General features: G+C 70.2%; 17 protein-coding genes. 6 read left to right on the forward strand and 11 right to left on the reverse strand.

What is annotated here, in order from left to right; translation table 11 throughout:
• Window positions 1–14: 14 nt before the first annotated feature.
• The 6 genes from tkt to E9934_RS09650 all read left to right on the forward strand — a co-directional run bounded on the left by tkt (window position 15) and on the right by E9934_RS09650 (window position 7,441).
• The gene (tkt, locus tag E9934_RS09625; RefSeq protein ID WP_136562686.1) at window positions 15–2,123 is read left to right on the forward strand and encodes a transketolase; all 2,109 of its coding nucleotides are present in this window, start codon (window positions 15–17) and stop codon (window positions 2,121–2,123) included.
• 39 nt (window positions 2,124–2,162) lie between these two features.
• Complete coding sequence (tal, locus tag E9934_RS09630; protein ID WP_136562687.1) at window positions 2,163–3,281, forward strand: transaldolase; 1,119 nt, start codon at window positions 2,163–2,165, stop codon at window positions 3,279–3,281.
• A gap of 8 nt (window positions 3,282–3,289) precedes the next feature.
• The gene (gene pgi, locus E9934_RS09635; RefSeq protein ID WP_275106625.1) at window positions 3,290–4,960 is read left to right on the forward strand and encodes a glucose-6-phosphate isomerase; all 1,671 of its coding nucleotides are present in this window, start codon (window positions 3,290–3,292) and stop codon (window positions 4,958–4,960) included.
• Window positions 4,957–5,697, forward strand: a complete 741-nt coding sequence (gene pgl / locus E9934_RS09640; protein WP_136562689.1) for a 6-phosphogluconolactonase — start codon at window positions 4,957–4,959, stop codon at window positions 5,695–5,697. Before pgi ends, pgl begins: the two co-directional genes overlap by 4 nt.
• A 68-nt stretch (window positions 5,698–5,765) precedes the next feature.
• Entirely contained in the window at window positions 5,766–7,316 is a 1,551-nt protein-coding gene (locus E9934_RS09645) for a sodium-dependent transporter (RefSeq protein ID WP_136562690.1), read from the forward strand.
• On the forward strand, window positions 7,313–7,441 hold the full coding sequence (locus E9934_RS09650) for a methionine/alanine import family NSS transporter small subunit (protein ID WP_136562691.1): 129 nt from the start codon (window positions 7,313–7,315) through the stop codon (window positions 7,439–7,441). Before E9934_RS09645 ends, E9934_RS09650 begins: the two co-directional genes overlap by 4 nt.
• A 29-nt stretch (window positions 7,442–7,470) precedes the next feature.
• On the opposite strand, the gene E9934_RS09655 is transcribed toward E9934_RS09650, so the two are convergent.
• The 11 genes from E9934_RS09655 to E9934_RS09705 form a co-directional block, all read right to left on the reverse strand.
• Window positions 7,471–7,830, reverse strand: a complete 360-nt coding sequence (locus E9934_RS09655; RefSeq protein WP_136562692.1) for an RNA polymerase-binding protein RbpA — start codon at window positions 7,828–7,830, stop codon at window positions 7,471–7,473.
• A 24-nt stretch (window positions 7,831–7,854) separates the two neighbouring features.
• Complete coding sequence (gene secG / locus E9934_RS09660) at window positions 7,855–8,091, reverse strand: preprotein translocase subunit SecG (protein ID WP_136562867.1); 237 nt, start codon at window positions 8,089–8,091, stop codon at window positions 7,855–7,857.
• 30 nt (window positions 8,092–8,121) lie between these two features.
• A complete protein-coding gene (tpiA, locus tag E9934_RS09665) occupies window positions 8,122–8,913 on the reverse strand; it encodes a triose-phosphate isomerase (protein ID WP_136562693.1) in 792 nt (263 codons plus the stop codon).
• Window positions 8,910–10,106, reverse strand: coding sequence for a phosphoglycerate kinase (locus E9934_RS09670; protein ID WP_136562694.1), 1,197 nt, complete (start codon window positions 10,104–10,106; stop codon window positions 8,910–8,912). Before E9934_RS09670 ends, tpiA begins: the two co-directional genes overlap by 4 nt.
• A gap of 33 nt (window positions 10,107–10,139) precedes the next feature.
• On the reverse strand, window positions 10,140–11,138 hold the full coding sequence (gene gap / locus E9934_RS09675; RefSeq protein ID WP_136562695.1) for a type I glyceraldehyde-3-phosphate dehydrogenase: 999 nt from the start codon (window positions 11,136–11,138) through the stop codon (window positions 10,140–10,142).
• Window positions 11,139–11,287: 149 nt separating this feature from the next.
• Complete coding sequence (whiA, locus tag E9934_RS09680) at window positions 11,288–12,274, reverse strand: DNA-binding protein WhiA (RefSeq protein WP_136562696.1); 987 nt, start codon at window positions 12,272–12,274, stop codon at window positions 11,288–11,290.
• A 38-nt stretch (window positions 12,275–12,312) separates the two neighbouring features.
• On the reverse strand, window positions 12,313–13,281 hold the full coding sequence (locus tag E9934_RS09685; protein WP_238694872.1) for a gluconeogenesis factor YvcK family protein: 969 nt from the start codon (window positions 13,279–13,281) through the stop codon (window positions 12,313–12,315).
• Window positions 13,274–14,143, reverse strand: coding sequence for an RNase adapter RapZ (gene rapZ, locus E9934_RS09690; protein WP_136562698.1), 870 nt, complete (start codon window positions 14,141–14,143; stop codon window positions 13,274–13,276). Before rapZ ends, E9934_RS09685 begins: the two co-directional genes overlap by 8 nt.
• Window positions 14,136–16,136, reverse strand: a complete 2,001-nt coding sequence (gene uvrC / locus E9934_RS09695; protein WP_136562699.1) for an excinuclease ABC subunit UvrC — start codon at window positions 16,134–16,136, stop codon at window positions 14,136–14,138. The genes rapZ and uvrC overlap by 8 nt, the downstream gene beginning before the upstream one ends.
• 51 nt (window positions 16,137–16,187) lie before the next feature.
• Window positions 16,188–16,586, reverse strand: coding sequence for a Rieske (2Fe-2S) protein (locus E9934_RS09700; RefSeq protein ID WP_136562868.1), 399 nt, complete (start codon window positions 16,584–16,586; stop codon window positions 16,188–16,190).
• A 35-nt stretch (window positions 16,587–16,621) separates the two neighbouring features.
• The gene (locus E9934_RS09705; RefSeq protein ID WP_238694873.1) at window positions 16,622–17,116 is read right to left on the reverse strand and encodes a Rieske (2Fe-2S) protein; all 495 of its coding nucleotides are present in this window, start codon (window positions 17,114–17,116) and stop codon (window positions 16,622–16,624) included.
• Between the last annotated feature and the right edge of the window lie 31 nt (window positions 17,117–17,147).

Here is a 17,147-nt window from a genome sequence, read left to right on the forward strand (position 1 = left end):
GTAGGCTCGGACACATGATCCCGGAGCTGGAGTGGACCGACCTCGACGACAAGGCGGTCGACACCGCCCGGGTGCTGGCCATGGACGCCGTGCAGAAGGTGGGCAACGGCCACCCGGGCACCGCCATGAGCCTCGCCCCAGCCGCCTACCTCCTCTTCCAGAAGGTGATGCGCCACAACCCGGCCGACCCGGCGTGGATGGCCCGCGACCGGTTCGTGCTCTCGTGCGGGCACTCCTCGATCACCCTCTACACCCAGCTCTACCTGGGCGGCTTCGGTCTCGAGCTCGACGACCTGAAGGCCCTGAGGACCTGGGGCAGCAAGACCCCCGGTCACCCGGAGTTCGGTCACACCGCCGGCGTCGAGGTGACCACCGGTCCGCTCGGCCAGGGAGTGGCCAACGCAGTCGGCATGGCGATGGCTGCCCGACGAGAGAAGGGCCTGCTCGACCCCGAGGCCGGCGACGGACCGTCGCTGTTCGACCACCACGTCTACGTCCTGGCCTCCGACGGCGACCTCGAGGAGGGCGTCAGCAGCGAGGCGTCGTCCATCGCCGGCACCCAGGAGCTCGGCAACCTGACCGTCATCTACGACGCCAACCGGATCTCCATCGAGGGTGACACCCACATCGCCTTCAACGAGGACGTCGCGCAGCGCTACGAGGCCTACGGCTGGCACGTGCAGACCGTCGACTGGACCGGCACCGACCACAACGACCTCGCGAACTACGTCGAGGACGTCCCCGCCCTCCACGCAGCGCTGAAGGACGCCGACGAGGTCACCGACCGACCGTCGCTGATCGTGCTCAAGACCGTCATCGCGTGGCCCGCTCCCAACGCGCAGAACACCGAGGCCGCCCACGGCTCCGCGCTCGGCGCGGAGGAGGTCGCGGTGACCAAGGAGGTGCTCGGCTTCGACCCCGCGCAGACCTTCGAGGTCCCGGCCGACGTGCTCGCGCACACCCGCGGCCTCATCGAGCGGGGCAAGGCGTGGGAGGCGGAGTGGAACACCGCCCGCGACGTCTGGGCGAGCGCCAATCCGGAGGCTGCTGCCCTGCTCCACCGCATCAAGGACCGCCGCCTGCCCGACGGCATCGAGGACGCACTCCCGGTGTTCGAGGCCGACGCCAAGGGCGTGGCCACCCGCGCCGCCTCCGGCAAGGTCATCAACGCGATCGCCCCCGTCATGCCCGAGCTGTGGGGCGGCTCCGCCGACCTCGCCGGGTCCAACAACACGACCATCAAGGACGCGCCGTCCTTCCTGCCGACGGACCGCTCCGTCGAGGAGTGGCAGGGCGACCCCTACCAGGGCCGTGTGCTCCACTTCGGCATCCGCGAGCACGGCATGGGCGCGATCATGAACGGCATCGCCGTCCATGGCGGCACCCGCGTGTTCGGCGGCACCTTCCTCACGTTCTCCGACTACATGCGCGGCGCCGTGCGCGTCGGCGCACTGATGGGCGCGCCGGTCGTCCACGTCTGGACCCACGACTCCATCGGCCTGGGCGAGGACGGTCCCACCCACCAGCCGATCGAGCACGTCGCCGCCCTGCGCGCGATCCCCGGTCTGGACGTCGTGCGTCCCGCGGACGCCAACGAGACCGCCGCTGCCTGGCTCCAGGTGCTGCGCAACAGCGACCGGCCGGCCGGCCTGATCCTGAGCCGCCAGAACGTGCCGACCTTCCCCCGGGGCACCGAGGGTTTCGCCACCACCGACGACGTGGCCAAGGGCGGCTACGTCCTCCTCGACGCCGAGGGCGGGCAGCCGGACGTCGTCCTGCTCGCGACCGGCTCCGAGGTGCAGCACGCCGTCACGGCCCGCGAGCAGCTGGCGGCCGAGGGCGTGCAGGCACGGGTCGTCTCGCTCCCCTGCCTCGAGTGGTTCGACGCGCAGACCCAGGCCTACCGCGACGCGGTCATCCCGCCGACCGTCAAGGCGCGAGTGTCGATCGAGGCCGGCGTGAAGCTGGGCTGGCGTGACTACGTCGGCGACGCAGGCCGCATCATCAGCATCGACCACTACGGGGCCAGCGCAGACGCTGGGACCCTGTTCCGAGAGTTCGGCTTCACACCCGAGGCCGTGGTCACCGCCGCCAAGGAGAGCATCGCCGCCGCGAGCGTCTGACCGACACCCCTTCGGGCACCCATCCCACGAGGAGGATCCATGACCGACCGACTGAAGGCGCTCGCAGACGCGGGCGTCTCCATCTGGCTCGACGACCTGTCGCGGGAGCGGCTCGAGACCGGCAACCTCGCCGATCTCGTGGCGACGCGATCTGTCGTCGGCGTCACGACGAACCCGACGATCTTCGCCGGAGCGATCTCCGACGGCGAGCGGTACGACGCCCAGGTCCGCGGCCTCGTCAGCGACGGCAAGGGCGTGGACGAGGTGATCTTCGCCCTCACGACGGACGACGTCCGCGCCGCCTGCGACGTGCTGGCCCCGGTGGCCGCGTCCACGGCTGACGACGGACGCGTCTCGATCGAGGTCGAGCCGACGCTCGCCAACGACACCGAGGCGACCATCGCGTCCGCGAAGGCGCTGTGGGCCGCCGTCGACCGTCCCAACGCGTTGATCAAGATCCCCGCGACGCTCGAGGGCCTGCCGGCGATCACCTCCGTCGTCGGCGCCGGCATCAGCGTCAACGTGACGTTGATCTTCTCCACCGAGCGCTACGAGGCCGTCATGGACGCCTACCTCGCCGGCCTCGAGCAGGCCCAGAAGGCCGGTATCGACCTGTCGACCATCCGCTCGGTCGCGTCCTTCTTCGTCTCCCGCGTCGACAGCGAGATCGACGGGCGGCTGGAGAAGATCGGCACCGACGAGGCCCTTGCCCTGCGCGGCCAGGCTGCCGTCGCCAACGCCCGACTGGCCTACGCCGCCTTCGAGTCGGTGCACCGCACCGAGCGCTGGGCCCGCCTGGCCGAGGCCGGGGCCAACGCGCAGCGGCCGTTGTGGGCGTCGACCGGCGTCAAGAACCCGGACTACCCGGACACCCTCTATGTCACCGACCTCGTCGTCGCGGACACGGTGAACACGATGCCGGAGAAGACGCTGCAGGCCTTCGCCGACCACGGCGAGGTCGAGGGCGACAAGGTCTCCGGACAGGGCGAGGCGGCACGAGCCGTCTTCGACCGGCTGGAAGCGGTGGGCGTCGATCTGGACGATGTCTTCCTTGCGCTCGAGTCCGAGGGCGTGGACAAGTTCAAGGCGTCGTGGACCGAGCTGGTCGCCACGGTCGAGGCACAGATGGCGGCGGTCACGGACCGCACCGGGGACTGATCCGGGTGGTGGACGCCCCGGTCGACCCGATCACGACGGCAGCCTGGGCGGACCTCCGCGCACTGGCCGACGGCTTCACCCCCGACCTGAGGGGATGGTTCGCCGCGGATCCCGAGCGCGCTACCGACCTGACCCGCACGGCAGGTGACCTCCACGTCGACCTCTCCCGCAACCTGGTCGACGCCGACGTGCTCGCCGCGCTCCTCGCGCTGGCGGAGCAGGTCGGGCTGGAGCGTCATCGCGACGACATGTTCGCTGCGCGACGGATCAACGTCACCGAGGACCGCGCCGTGCTGCACACGGCCCTGCGGCTGCCGCCCGGATCCCGGCTCGAGCTCGACGGCACGGACGTCGTACCCGAGGTCCAGGAGGTCCTGACGCGCTTCCTCGCGTTCGCCGACGACGTGCGCGAAGGTCGCTGGCGCGGTGTCACCGGCGCTGCGATCACGACGGTGGTCAACATCGGGATCGGCGGCTCCGACCTCGGCCCGGTCATGGCCTACGAGGCGTTGAAGCCGTTCGTGAGGGAGGGCCTCGAGTGTCGCTTCATCAGCAACCTCGACCCCACGGACGCCGCGGAGAAGCTCAGCGGTCTCGATCCCGCCACGACCCTGTTCATCGTCTCCAGCAAGACCTTCGGCACGCTCGAGACCCTCACCAACGCCCGGCTGTGCCGCAGCTGGCTCCTCGACGCCTTCCGGGACGCCGGAGTCATCGAGGCAGGTGCGGACCGCGATGCCGTGGCGCGCCACTTCGTCGCGGTCTCGACAGCGCTCGACAAGGTCGCCGACTTCGGGATCGACCCCGCCAACGCCTTCGGGTTCTGGGACTGGGTCGGTGGCCGCTCCTCCGTCGACTCCGCCATCGGCCTCTCTCTCGCGATCGCGATCGGACCGGACGGATTCCGCGAGTTCCTCGGTGGCTTCCACACGATGGACGAGCACTTCCGCACTGCGCCGATCGAGCAGAACGTCCCGGTCCTGATGGGCCTGCTCAACGTCTGGTACGCCAACTTCCTCGGCGCACAGACCCACGCCGTGCTGCCCTATGCCCAGTCACTGCACCGTTTCCCCGCCTACCTCCAGCAGCTGACGATGGAGTCCAACGGCAAGGGTGTGCGCTGGGACGGCTCGCCCGTCAGCACGTCGACCGGCGAGGTGTTCTGGGGCGAGCCCGGCACCAACGGCCAGCACGCCTTCTACCAGCTGATCCACCAGGGCACGCGCCTGATCCCTGCCGACTTCATCGCCTTCGCCACCCCCGCCCATCCGCTCCGTGACGGCGACCAGGACGTGCACCAGCTCTTCCTCGCCAACTTCCTGGCCCAGACCCAGGCGCTCGCGTTCGGCAAGACCGTCGACGAGGTCAGGGCCGAGGGCACGCCGGAGTCGATCGTGCCGGCACGGGTGTTCACGGGCAACCGACCGACGACGTCGATCATGGCGCCGGCCCTGACCCCCCGTGTGCTCGGCCAGCTCATCGCCCTCTATGAGCACATCACCTTCACCCAGGGCGCGATCTGGGGTGTCGACAGCTTCGACCAGTGGGGTGTCGAGCTCGGCAAGCAGCTCGCCGTGCAGATCGTCCCTGCCCTGGGCGACGACACCGATCTCGCCGCCCACCAGGACCCCGCGACGCGGGCCCTGATCGCCTACTACCGGAAGCACCGATCGTCATGACCGATGTCACCGACCGCCCCGAGGCGCTGGTCGAGGTCCACCCGGACGCCGACTCACTCGCCACCGCCGTCGCCGGCGAGCTCCTGAACCGCATCGCCGATGCCCAGGCCGCGGGCAGCGTGCCCGAGATCGGTCTCACCGGCGGCTCCATCGCCGAGGCGATCCACCGCGAGGTCGCCCGTCTGGCCGACGACTCCGGCGTCGACTGGGGCGCCGTCCAGTTCTGGTTCGGCGACGAGCGGTTCGTCCCCCGGAGCTCCCCGGACCGCAACGCCGGTCAGGCACGTGCGGCGTTCCTCGACGCCGTCGGCGCCTTCCGGGTCCAGGAGGTGCCGGCCGCGGCCGAGGTCGCCACGGCCGAGGAGGCCGCGGCGGCGTACGCCGAGCAGTTCACGACCCAGGGCACCGGCGGCTTCGACATCCTCATGCTGGGCATCGGCCCCGACGGCCACGTCGCCTCCCTGTTCCCCGGGCATCCGGGGCTCGACGTGACGGGCGCGACCACGGCTGCCGTCCACGACTCCCCCAAGCCGCCGCCGGACCGGGTGACCTTCACCTTCGAGGCCCTCAACCGGGCGACCACCGTCTGGTTCGTCGCGAGCGGAGCCGGCAAGGCAGACGCCGTACGACGCGGCCTGGCCGAGAGCGGGAGCGTCGCGGAGACCCCGGCGCGCGGCGTGCGGGGTGAGCGGGAGACGACCTGGTTCCTCGACCACGACGCTGCTGGCGAGCTCTGACCGGGTCTGACCCCCGTCTGACGGCACGGCAGCTTGGCTGGTCCTCCCTGGTGTGATGACGTGGTCCCATGACGACCACCGGAGACGAGACGCAACGGCGCGGAGCGTTCACGAGCCGCAAGGTGTTCATCCTGGCCGCGATCGGCTCCGCCGTCGGCCTCGGCAACATCTGGCGGTTTCCCTACGTCGCCTACGAGAACGGTGGCGGCGCCTTCCTGATCCCCTATCTCATCGCGCTGCTGACGGCTGGTCTGCCGTTCCTGCTGCTCGACTACGCGATCGGCCATCGTCACCGCGGCTCCGCACCGCTCAGCTTCGCCCGGCTCCACCGCCGCACCGAGATGCTCGGCTGGTGGCAGGTCGGGATCTGCTTCCTGATCGCCATCTACTACGCGGCCGTCATCGCCTGGGCCCTGCGCTACACCATCTTCTCCGTCGACCAGAGCTGGGGCGAGGACCCCGAGGGGTTCCTGTTCGGCGACTTCCTCCAGGCCGGTGACCCGGGAGTGTCCACCGAGGTCGTCCTCGGCGTCCTCGTGCCGCTCCTGCTGGTGTGGGTCGCCGTCCTGGTGATCATGTCGCTCGGGGTCGAGAAGGGCGTCGGCCGGCTGTCCCTCTACCTGATCCCGGTGCTCGTGATCGCCTTCGGTGCCCTCGTGCTGCGAGCCGTCACCCTCGACGGCGCCGCGCTCGGCCTGGACGCCCTCTTCTCACCGCACTGGGCCTCGCTGACCGAGCCGAGCGTGTGGGCGGCGGCGTTCGGCCAGATCTTCTTCTCGCTGTCGATCGGCTTCGGCATCATGATCACCTACGCGTCGTACGTCGACCGGCGCAGCGACATGACCGGCTCGGGCCTGGTGGTCGGCTTCGCCAACTCCGGCTTCGAGCTCCTTGCCGGCATCGGCGTGTTCGCCGCTCTCGGCTTCATGGCGCAGGCACAGGGCGTCGCGGTCGATGAGGTGGCCACGCAGGGCCTCGGCCTGGCCTTCGTCGTCTTCCCGGCGCTGATCAGTGAGGCGCCCGCGGGTGCACTGATCGGCGTCCTGTTCTTCGGCTCGTTGGTGATCGCCGGCCTCACCTCGCTGGTGAGCGTCATCGAGGTGGTGATCTCTGCCGTGCGCGACAAGTTCGAGCTCTCGCGGCTGACGGCCTCGCTGGCCGTCGGCGGACCGGCGGCGATCATCAGCCTCGTGCTCTTCAGCACCACCAGCGGGGTCTACGTGCTCGACATCGTCGACCACTTCATCAACCAGTACGGCATCCTGCTCGTCGCAGTGGTCAGCATGCTGGTCGTTGCCTGGGCCCTGCGGGCCCTGCCGGGTCTCGCCGCGCATCTCAACAGGTTCGGCTCGCTACGACTCGACCGCACCTGGTTCGCGCTGATCGGCCTGCTCGCGCCGCTCGCGCTCGCCTACGTCCTGGTCGACGCATTCGTCACCGACCTGCAGACGCCCTACGAGGGCTATCCGTCCTGGATGCTGAACGTCCTCGGCTGGGGCAGCGCCGTCGCCGTGATCGCGTTCGGCGCTCTCGCGACCCTGGTGCCATGGCGCCAGGAGACCAGCCTCACCGTCGCCGACGATGATGCCGATCCACTCACGAAGGAGACAGGCCGATGAGCGCCGACGCAGTGATCCTGATGCTGGTCGCGATGACGATCCTGTGGGGCGGACTGGTCGTGGCCGTCGTCCGGCTCCGCCGACACGGGCTTCCGGACGGCGACGAGCTCCACCGCGACCTCTGACCCGAAGCCGGGTCAGAGCCGTCGGGCGATCAGAAGATGATCTCGCCCGACTTGCGGCGCGAGCGCAGCAGCTGGATGGCCTCGTCGAGTATGACCTCGGCCTCCTTGTCGGAGCGTCGCTCCTTCACGTAGGCCAGGTGGGTCTTGTAGGGCTCGATCTTCGGCGGGGGCGGCGCGTTCTCCGAGTCGAGACCGGCCGGGAGGCCGCACTTGGGGCAGTCCCACGAGTCGGGCACGTTCGCCTCGACCGAGAACGTGATCACCGAGCGGTGCTCGTTGGTGCAGAAGTAGGTGACGGCCTGTCGCGGCGCAGCCTCGCCCCGCTCGGCCTCGCCCATCGGACCCGCGCCGACCCGGCTTCCCCGGATCGCGTTTCCTCCACCAGCCAACGGACTCTCTCTCCTCTGGGTCGATCAGTTCTGGTACGCGAGCAGCAGTCCGAGTGCGATCACGCACGCGAACCAGATCACGCCGATGCCGACCGTGAACCGGTCGAGGTTGCGCTCAGCGATGGACGATCCACCCAGCGAGCTGGAGACGCCACCGCCGAACATGTCCGAGAGTCCGCCACCACGGCCCTTGTGCAGCAACACCAGGAGGATGAGCAGCAGACTCGTGATCACGAGGAGGACCGTCAGCAGCGTCGACAACACGCGGGGAATCCTACGGTAGGGCCCTGATCAGGGCAGAACCGGCATGTCATAGAAGCGGCAGATGCCCCCGAACTCGTCGGCTTCGAGGCTCGCGCCACCGACGAGGGCACCGTCGACATCGGCCTTCGCCATGATGCCCGCGACGTTGGCGGCCTTCACCGAGCCGCCATAGAGCACGCGTACGGCGTCGGCGGCCTCGTCCCCGAAGGACTCGCGGATCTGGCCGCGGATCGCCGCGCAGACCTCCTGGGCGTCGTCCGGCGTGGCGACCTCGCCCGTGCCGATGGCCCACACGGGCTCGTAGGCGATGACCAGGCCGGCGACCTGCTTCTTCGACAACCCGGCGAGGGATCCCTCGACCTGCGCCATCGTGTAGGGCACGTGCTCGCCCGCCTGGCGGACCTCGAGGCCCTCCCCGACGCAGACGATGGGCGTGATCTTCTCACCGAGAGCGGCCTTCGCCTTGGCGTTGACGATCTCGTCGGTCTCGGCGTGGTACTGCCGGCGCTCGGAGTGGCCGACCACGACGTAGGAGCAGCCGAGCTTCGCCAGCATCCCCGCCGAGATCTCGCCCGTGTAGGCGCCCGATGCGTGCGCGGAGACGTCCTGGGCGCCGTACTTGAGCGAGAAGCGGTCGCCGTCGACGATCGTCTGGACCGAGCGCAGGTCGGTGAACGGCGGGATCACCGCCACCTCGACCTTGCCGTAGTCGTGGCGCTTGTCGGACAACAGCCACGCCAGCTTCTGCACCAGGTGAACGGCCTCGGCGTGGTTGAGGTTCATCTTCCAGTTGCCGGCCATGAGCGGGGTGCGGGTCATCGGTTCTCCTCCAGGACGGTGATGCCGGGCAGTTCCTTGCCCTCGAGGTACTCGAGGCTGGCTCCCCCGCCGGTCGAGATGTGACCGAACGCTGCCTCGTCGAACCCGAGCGTGCGGACTGCCGCCGCCGAGTCGCCGCCTCCGACGACGGAGAGCCCGTCGACCTCGGTCAGTGCTGCGGCAACGGCTCGGGTGCCCTCCGCGAAGGCAGGCTGCTCGAAGACGCCCATCGGGCCGTTCCAGAAGACGGTCCTGGCATCGGCGAGCGCTGCGGCGAACGCGGCGCCGGAGTCGGGGCCGATGTCGAGGCCGAGCGCATCGGCGGGGATGGCGGTCGCCGGCACGACGCGTGCCGACGCCTCGTCGCCGAACGAGTCGGCCACGACGATGTCGGTCGGGAGCAGGATCTCGACGCCGATCTCCTTGGCGCGGGCCTGGTAGGAGCGCACGGTGTCGAGCTGGTCCTCCTCCAGCAGGCTCTTGCCGACCTCGTGACCGTCGGCCTTGAGGAAGGTGAACACCATGCCGCCGCCGATCAGCAGCTTGTCGGCCTTGCCGAGCAGGTTGTCGATGACACCGAGCTTGTCGGACACCTTCGACCCGCCCAGCACGACGACGTAGGGACGCGCCGGCTCGACCGTGAGTCGACGCAGCACGTCGATCTCCGCCCCCACCAGCGCACCCATGGCGTGCGGCAACCGCTGGGCGACGTCATAGACGCTGGCCTGCTTGCGGTGGACCACGCCGAAGCCGTCACTCACGAATGCGTCGGCGAGCGAGGCCAGCTCGTCAGCGAAGGCGCCACGCGCTGCGTCGTCCTTGCTCGTCTCCCCCGTGTTGAACCGGACGTTCTCGAGGAGCGCCACCTGTCCGTCGGCGAGGGCCGCCACCGTCTCCTTCGCCGAGGCACCCACGGTGTCGGACGCGAAGGCGACGGGGGCGCCGAGCAGGTCTCCGAGCCGTTCGGCGACGGGCGCCAGGGAGTACGACGGGTCGGGCTCCCCCTTCGGTCGACCGAGGTGCGCCACCACCACGACCCGGGCGCCCGCGTCGGCGAGCGCCTTGATGGTCGGCACGCTTGCGCGGATGCGCCCGTCGTCGGTGATCGTCGTGCCGTCGAGGGGCACGTTGAGGTCCGATCGGACGAGGACGCGCTTGCCGCTGACCTCGCCCAGGCCGTTGTACTCAGTCACAAGCGGCGAGCCTAGGGCATTTTCGCAGGGCGATCAGAGTGAGGTGCCGACGTGGGTGATCAGGTCGGCGAGCCGGTTCGAGTAGCCCCACTCGTTGTCGTACCAGCCCGCGACCTTGACCTGGTTGCCGATCACCTTGGTCAGCGGAGCGTCGAAGATGCACGATGCCGGGTCGGTAACGATGTCGGAGGACACGATCGGGGCAGTCGAGTACTTGAGGTAGCGGCCGTCGGCGGCGGCCTCGACGATCGCGTTGACCTCCTCCACGCTGGTCTCTCGCGCGGCCTCGAAGCTGAGGTCCGTCAGTGAACCGGTGGGGGTCGGCACTCGCAGTGCGTAGCCGTCGAGCTTGCCCTTCAGCTCCGGCAGCACGAGGCCGATCGCCTTGGCGGCGCCTGTCGACGTCGGGACGATGTTGATCGCGGCAGCGCGAGCCCGGCGCAGATCCTTGTGGATGTTGTCCTGCAGGTTCTGGTCGGCCGTGTAGGCGTGGACGGTCGTCATCAGTCCACGGACGATGCCGAGGCCGTCATTGAGCGCCTTCGCCATCGGCGCCAGGCAGTTGGTCGTGCAGGAGGCGTTGGAGATGACGGTGTGGGAAGCCGGGTCGTAGAGCTGGTGGTTGACCCCCATCACGACGGTGATGTCCTCGTTGGTGGCCGGGGCCGAGATGATCACCTTCCTCGCGCCACCACCGTCGACGTGGGCGCGGGCCTTGGTCGCATCGGTGAAGAATCCGGTCGACTCGACGACGACGTCGACGCCGAGGTCGCCCCACTTCAGGGCGGCCGGATCGCGCTCGGCCGACACCTTGATCTCGGTGCCGCCGACGACGATCGCGTCATCGGTGGCCGTGACCTCGGCGTCGAGAACCCCGAGAATGGAGTCGTATTTCAACAGGTGCGCGAGAGTTGCGTTGTCCGTCAGGTCGTTGACCCCGACGATCTCGAGGTCTGCTCCGCTGGCCTGCACGGCGCGGAAGAAGTTGCGGCCGATCCGGCCGAATCCATTGATGCCCACACGAACGGTCACCTGGTGCTCCTCTGATAGGTCGCCGGCAGACCTGGTCTGTCGCCAGCAGCGTTGTGATGCAGGTCATGCATCACCTCGACCCTATCGGCGCGGGCACAGCCGACGCGCCTCTCGGTCCGCGATACGGGCCGGTAGCAGCAGGTGCCGGCTCAGGCGTCGCCGGCGAGCATCTCGGGCGTCAGGGACGCCTCGGTGTCGGGGATGCCGAGGTCCTCGGCACGCTTGTCGGCCATGGCCAGCAGGCGCCGTATCCGGCCTGCGATGGCGTCCTTCGTCAGCACCGGGTCGTGCAGCTGACCGAGCTCCTCGAGCGAGGCCTGCTTGTGTTCGAGCCGCAGCTCCCCTGCCATCCGGAGGTGGTCGGGGACCTCCTCGCCGAGGATCTCCATCGCGCGGTCGACCCGGGCGCCCGCAGTGACGGCAGCCCGCGCCGAGCGGCGGAGGTTGGCGTCGTCGAAGTTGGCGAGACGATTGGCCGTGGCGCGGACCTCGCGCCGCATGCGGCGCTCCTCCCAGGCCATCAACGTCTCGTGGGCGCCGAGGCGCGTCAGCAGCTGGCCGATCGCATCACCATCGCGGATCACGACCCGGTCGACGCCGCGGACCTCGCGGGCCTTGGCCTGGATGCCGAGCCGCCGGGCGACACCGACCAGGGCGAGTGCAGCCTCGGAGCCGGGGCAGGTCACCTCCAGGGAGGACGACCGGCCGGGCTCGGTGAGCGAGCCGTGGGCGAGGAAAGCACCTCGCCACGCCGCGACGGCGTCGCACGCGCCGCCGGACACGACAGCCGGCGGAAGGCCGCGCACGGGGCGGCCACGCTGGTCGAGGAGACCGGTCTGGCGGGCCAGCGCCTCGCCGTCCTTGGCCACACGGACGATGTAGCGGCTGCCCTTGCGGATGCCGTTGCCCTGCACCATGACGACGTCGGAGCTCTGGCCATAGATCTCGGCGATGTCCTTGCGGAGCCGGCGCGCGGCGGCTCCGGTGTCGAGCTCGGCCTCCACGACGATCTTGCCGCTGACGATGTGCAGGCCGCCGGCGAAGCGCAACGTGGAGGCGACCTCCGCCTTGCGGCAACACGCCTTGGTGACCGGAGTGCTGGCCAGTTCCGCCTTCACCTGAGCCGTCATCGCCATGGGGCCGATCCTGCCATGGAGGTCAACCACCTCGGCAGTCAGGAGTCGGCGAAGATCCGTGCGTAGGCCGCGGCGAGTCGCGTGGGGTCGTGGCGGTGGCTGCCGTCGTCCGCTGCGACGTCGTCGACGACCAGACGCGCTCCGAGCGCGGTGACGGTCTCGGCGAGCTCGGCGAGACCTGCGCCCACGGAGGCACGGTCGGCGAGGACGGTGTGGATGACGAGATCCGGTGCGTGCTCGGCCAGCACCGCGAGGTGATCGGCCGGACCGAAGCCACCCGTCTCGCCGTCCTGCTCCGCCAGGTTGAGTACGACGACAAGGCGGGCGTCCGTGCGGACGAGGGCCTGGCGCAGCTGCGGCACCAACAGGTGCGGCAGCACGGAGGTGAACCACGAGCCGGGGCCGAGCAGGGCCCAGTCGGCATCGTCGATCGCGCTGATCACGGCCGGTGACACGTCGGGCACCGCCGGGTCGAGGGCGATCGAGGTGATCACGCCGCCGGTCGTGGCCACCTCCACCTGTCCGCGGACGACGGTCAGTGCATCCGGGTCGTCGGCGATGAGGCCGCGAACCTCGGCGGTGATGTCCATCGGCGTGGCCGCCATCGGCAGCACCCGGCCCCGGGCGCCGAGCAGGCGACCGACCCAGGCCAGGGCGTCGACGTGGTCGCCCAGCAGCTCCCAGAGCCCCACGATGAGGAGGTTGCCGACGACGTGGCCGCGCATCTCACCGTCACCCTCGAAGCGATGCTGGAGGACGCGGGCCCAGGTGTCGCCCCACTCGTCGTCCCCGCAGAGCGCCGCCAGCGCCATCCGCAGGTCGCCCGGCGGCAGCACGTTGAACTCGCCCCGTAGCCGGCCGGACGAGCCGCCGTTGTCGGCGACCGTGACCACCGCAGTGAGCTCGTCGACGGTCAGGTCGTCGAGGAGCAGACGCAGCGACGTCAGCGAGGCGTGCAGGCCGTGGCCGCCGCCGAGCGCGACGACGGCCTGGGCACGGTCACTCACGACCGAGGTCTCGATGCAGTGCCCGCGCAGTGAAGCCCCGCTCGCGCAGCCGCTGGGTGATCTCCTCGCTCATCGCCACGCTGCGGTGCTTGCCGCCGGTGCAGCCGATGGCGACCCGCATGAAGCGCTTGCCCTCGCGCAGGTAGCCCTCGGCGACGACACCGAGCAGCGGGACGTAGGCGTCGAGGAACTCCGCCGCGCCGGGACGGTCCAGGACGTAGGACGAGACCTCCGCGTCCTGTCCCGTGCGCGGCCGCAGCTCGGGCACCCAGTGCGGATTGGGCAGGAAGCGCATGTCGGCGACGTAGTCGGCGTCGATCGGGATGCCGTACTTGAACCCGAAGCTGATCACCGTGACCCGCAGGCCGGTCGTCTCCGACGTCCCGAAGGCCTCGGCGATCCGGTCGGTCAGCTGGTGCACGTTGAGGTCACTCGTGTCGATGACGAGGTCGGCCTCCGAGCGGAGGTCCCCGAGGACGACACGCTCGCGGACGAGGCCGTCGAGCAGCCGACCGCCCTCCTGCAGGGGGTGCGGGCGCCGCGCGGCTTCCTGTCGACGGACCAGCACGTCGTCGCGTGCGTCGAGGAACACGAGGGTGGTGTCGCGGCCGGCGACGCCGTGGGCGATCGCACTGCGCAGTCCCTGGAAGAAGGATCCGGACCGCACGTCGACGACCACGGCCACCGGCTGCATCGGCCCGTGACTCTCGTCGACGAGGCGCACGACGTCGGGCAGCAGGCTCGGCGGCAGGTTGTCGACGACGAAGAAGCCGAGGTCCTCCAGCTCCTTGGCCGCCGTGCTGCGGCCCGCACCGGTCATGCCGGAGACGATGACGAGCTGGCCGGGGACCGTCTCACTCATGTGGGAGCTCCTTCCTGGCGACCTTGGGATCCTTGGGGTCCTGGGCGTCCATGGCGACATTGTCTCCTGCGAGCGCCGCCTTGATCGCCTCGGCGGTCGTCGGGCCGATGCCCGGGACCAGAGCGAGCTCGTCGACGGTGGCAGCGCGCAGCTTGCGGAGCGATCCGAAGTGGCGCAGCAGCGTCCTGCGTCGCACCTCACCAAGCCCGGGCACGTCGTCGAGGAGGCTCTCCACCATCGACTTCGACCGCCGGTTGCGGTGGTGGGCGATCGCGAAGCGGTGGGCCTCGTCGCGCACCCGTTGGAGGAGATAGAGGCCCTCGGAGGTGCGCGGCAGGATCACTGGATCGGCCTCGCCCGGCACCCACACCTCTTCGAGGCGCTTGGCCAGGCCGCAGACGGGGATGTCGTCGATGCCGAGCTCGTTGAGCGCCCGCTGCGCAGCAGCGACCTGGGGTGCGCCGCCGTCGACCACCACGAGCCCCGGGGCGTAGGCGAACTTGCGGGGCCGCCCCGTGTCCGGGTCGACGAGCAGCGGCCCGACTCCCGTCGCGGGGTCGCCCGGCTTGAGCTCGGAGCGCGACTGCTCGTCGAGGAGCCGCCGGAAGCGCCGGGTGATGACCTCGTGCATCGCTGCGACGTCGTCGGAGCCTTCCTGGTCGCGGATGACGAAGCGGCGGTATTCCCCCTTGCGGGCCAGGCCGTCCTCGAACACCACCATCGAGGCAACGATCTCGGTGCCCTGGATGTGCGACACGTCGTAGCACTCGATGCGCAGCGGCGGCTCGTCCAGCTCGAGCGCCTCCGCGATCTCGGCGAGGGCACGGTTGCGTGTCGTCAGGTCACTGGCGCGCTTGGTCTTGTGGAGCAGGAGGGACTCGGCCGCATTGCGGGCCACCGTCTCCTGGAGGGTGCGCTTGTCGCCCCGCTGCGGCACGCGCAGCTCGACCCGCGAGCCGCGCACGTCGGACAGCAGCTCCTCCCACGTGTCCGACTCGGCGGGCAGGGCGGGGACGAGGATCTCACGCGGCACCGCGTCCCGTGCGTCCTCGGGCGCCACGCCGGCGTAGAGCTGGAGCAGGAAGTGCTCGACCAGCGCGGCGGTGTCGCCGTCGTCGGTCCGGTCCGCGACCCAGCCGCGCTGGCCGCGGACCCGGCCGCCGCGGACGTAGAACACCTGGACCGCCACCTCGAGTGGATCCTCGGCCAGCGCGATCACGTCGGCGTCGGCGCCGTCGCCGAGCACGACCGCCTGCTTCTCGAGCGCCTTCTGCAGCGCTCCGAGGTCGTCGCGCAGCCGGGCCGCCTTCTCGAAGTCGAGGGCGTCGGATGCGGCGTACATCTCCTGCTCGATGCGTCTGGTGAACGCCGCGGTCCGTCCGGCCATGAACTCGCAGAAGTCGTCGACGATCGCGCGGTGGTCGGCGGGCGAGATGTTGCCGACGCAGGGCGCCGAGCACTTGTCGATGTAGCCGAGCAGGCAGGGCCGACCGATCTGGCCCGACCGCTTGAACACGCCGTTGGTGCACGAGCGCATCGGAAAGACGCGCAGCAGGATGTCCACGGTCTCGCGGATCGCCCAGGCGTGGCTGTAGGGCCCGAAGTAGCGGATGCCCTTGCGCTTGGCGCCCCGACCGACCATCACCCGCGGGAACTCGTCGCCGACGGTGACCGCGAGCCACGGGTAGGACTTGTCGTCGCGGTACTTGACGTTGAAGCGGGGGTCGAACTCCTTGATCCAGGAGTACTCCAGCTGGAGCGCCTCGACCTCGGTGCCGACGACCGTCCACTCGACCGAGGTCGCCGTGGTCACCATGCTGGCGGTGCGGGGATGGAGGTTGGCGATGTCCTGGAAGTACGACGACAGCCGCGCACGAAGGCTCTTCGCCTTGCCGACGTAGATCACCCGACCCTGCCGGTCGCGGAACCGGTAGACCCCCGGCTGGGTCGGGATCGACCCTGGTGCGGGGCGGTAATTCACGGCGGGTGACACGGCGATCAGCCTACGGACCGGCGCCGACAGCGCCGCGCCGGGCCGTATTCGTCAGGCAGCGAGGATCTTGCCGTCCTTGACGGTGATCTCGACCGTGGCGAGGGCCTCCGGGGCGGGTCCGCCCTGGACCGCCCCCGTCGTCGCGGAGTACGACGACCCGTGGTGGGCGCACTGGATGGTGTCGCCGTCGACGGACGTCACCGTGCGTCCCTCGTGCGTGCAGGTGGAGGTGAACGCCTTGAACTCACCCTCGGTGGGCTGGGTGATGACGACGCCCTCGTCGGCCAGCACGATGCCGCCCCCGACGGGGACCTCACTGGTCGACGCCAGCTCGGCGCCGGACTCCACGCTCGCCCCTCCGTCGCCGCCGTCGTCGCCCCCGGCACATCCCGCGAGCGCCGCGGCCACCCCGAGCGCGCCGAGACCGCTGAAGACGATGCGCCGCGACATCACCGGCGTGCTCCTCGTGGTCCTCGCGGTGCCCGTCATGCCCGGACCACCTGTCCGTCGACCACCTCGACGGCGACCTCTTCGAGCGGACCGTTGGCCGGTCCCCCCAGCACGGAGCCGTCGGTGATCGAGAACGTGCTGTTGTGGCACGGGCAGGTGATGGCGCCGTCGCCGACCGAGCCGACCAGGCACCCCTGGTGGGTGCAGATCGCGGTGAACGCCACGAAGCTGCCGTCGCCGGGCTGCGTGACGACGAGCTCCTCCTCCGACAGGATCACTCCCCCGCCGACGGGGACGTCGGCCGTCGCGACCAGTCCGACGGCGGGTGCAGTCCCCTCCGCGTCGGGGGTCGTGCCGCCGTCCGGCGCCGATCCCGTCGACGTCGGGCTCGTCGACGTCGGTGTGGACGGGGAGGTCGCGTCGGTCGCCGTGCCGTCGTCACTCCCGCTGCAGGCGGCGACGAGTGGCGCAGCCGCGCCCAGGGTCACCGCTCCGCGGAGGGCGTGCCTCCGGTGCATCGCTGAGGTCATGGGAGTCAGGTTACGGCTGGTGGCTGAGAGG

This window comes from Nocardioides caeni, from assembly GCF_004912195.1.
Taxonomy (GTDB): Bacteria; Actinomycetota; Actinomycetes; order Propionibacteriales; family Nocardioidaceae; genus Nocardioides; species Nocardioides caeni.

Coding starts and splice junctions, on each gene's coding strand:
- rapZ (WP_136562698.1), bottom strand. CDS start 14,143: ATGAGTGAGACGGTCCCCGGCCAGCTCGTCATCGTCTCCGGCATGACC.
- E9934_RS09645 (WP_136562690.1), top strand. CDS start 5,766: ATGACGACCACCGGAGACGAGACGCAACGGCGCGGAGCGTTCACGAGC.
- E9934_RS09650 (WP_136562691.1), top strand. CDS start 7,313: ATGAGCGCCGACGCAGTGATCCTGATGCTGGTCGCGATGACGATCCTG.
- tkt (WP_136562686.1), top strand. CDS start 15: ATGATCCCGGAGCTGGAGTGGACCGACCTCGACGACAAGGCGGTCGAC.
- E9934_RS09700 (WP_136562868.1), bottom strand. CDS start 16,586: ATGTCGCGGCGCATCGTCTTCAGCGGTCTCGGCGCGCTCGGGGTGGCC.
- pgl (WP_136562689.1), top strand. CDS start 4,957: ATGACCGATGTCACCGACCGCCCCGAGGCGCTGGTCGAGGTCCACCCG.
- whiA (WP_136562696.1), bottom strand. CDS start 12,274: ATGGCGATGACGGCTCAGGTGAAGGCGGAACTGGCCAGCACTCCGGTC.
- tpiA (WP_136562693.1), bottom strand. CDS start 8,913: ATGACCCGCACCCCGCTCATGGCCGGCAACTGGAAGATGAACCTCAAC.
- tal (WP_136562687.1), top strand. CDS start 2,163: ATGACCGACCGACTGAAGGCGCTCGCAGACGCGGGCGTCTCCATCTGG.
- E9934_RS09705 (WP_238694873.1), bottom strand. CDS start 17,116: ATGACCTCAGCGATGCACCGGAGGCACGCCCTCCGCGGAGCGGTGACC.